This window comes from Streptomyces sp. NPDC046931, from assembly GCF_040644655.1.
GTDB lineage: Bacteria > Actinomycetota > Actinomycetes > Streptomycetales > Streptomycetaceae > Streptomyces.
In genome coordinates, this window is sequence record NZ_JBEYWX010000072.1 from 1 (window position 1) to 1199 (window position 1199).

Genomic DNA, 1199 nt, shown 5'->3' on the forward strand with positions numbered 1-1199 from the left:
GTGGAGGCTCCGGCCTGCCCCGAGTTACACAGAGTCGGGATACCTGATTTCACGCTACAGGTTCTGCACGCAGTTCGTACTCCACTGGGCTGAGCATGCCCAGAGCGGAGTGCCTGCGTTGTCGGTTGTGGAAGATCTCCAGGTACTCGAAGAGCGCGGTGGACAGCTCCAGCCGGGTGCGCCACCGCTTCCGGTCGAGCAGTTCGACCTGGACCCGTGCCCAGAAGGACTCCATCATCGCGTTGTCCACGCAGTCGCCAATCGATCCCATCGAAGGCAGCAGGCCGGTGGCCCGGGCACGTTCAGTGAAGGCCCAGGAGCTGAACTGGACCCCGTGGTCGGAGTGGATGATCGTGCCGCCCGGCTGCGGACGACGGTTGCCGATGGCCATGCTCAGCGCGTTGGTGGTCAGGGCCGCAGTGGGCGAGGCGTCGATGGACCAGCCGACCACCCTACGGGAGAAGGTGTCGAGGACCACCGCGCAGTACACCTTGCCTTCCAGCGTGGGGTGTTCAGTGATGTCGGTGACCCACAGCTGGTCGCGGGCGTGCCGGGTGAAGTTGCGTTCCACCAGGTCGTCGGCCGAGGGCGTTTGCCGTATGCGGCGGGGGCGACGGCTGCCGGGCAGGCCCTGCAGGCCGGCCCGCTGCATCAGCAGTTCTACGGTGCCGTGGCTGACGCGGATGCCTAATCCGAGATCGAGTTCGGCATGGATGCGGCGGAAGCCGTAGGTGCCGCGGGAAGCGGTGTGGATACCGACGATGGCATCGGTCAGCCATGCGTGCCGCACCGTGCGGGCCGAGGGTGGCCGGTCGCGCCAGGCGTAGTAGCCCGACTCCGCCACGTGCAGCGCTCGGCAGGCCCGCTGCACCGAATGCCCCTCGCCGGCTATCACTCGGATGGCCTCGAACCGCCTTTTGGGGAGATGGTCTCCCCAAGTAGCTGCGATGCCCGCCGGTGGACGGCCAGCTCGGCCTCGAGCTCTGCGATCCGCTTGCGTGCTGCTGTCAGTTCGGACTGCTCATGGCTTGGGACACCGGGCATCTGCCCGGTGTCGATCAGATTCTGCCGGCGCCAGACATAGATGGTCTGCTCGCTGATCCCGAGGAGCGTGGCCACCTCGGCGATCTTCCGGCCGGAGGTGACCAGATCGAGGACACGGCGGCGGAACTCGGGCGGATAGCTGCGGGGCATAACGG

General features: G+C 66.9%; 1 pseudogene. It reads right to left on the reverse strand.

Annotated features, from left to right (window positions below):
• Positions 1 to 49: 49 nt before the first annotated feature.
• Positions 50 to 1194 (reverse strand): annotated as a pseudogene (locus ABZ876_RS39090) (IS3 family transposase).
• Positions 1195 to 1199 lie beyond the last annotated feature (5 nt).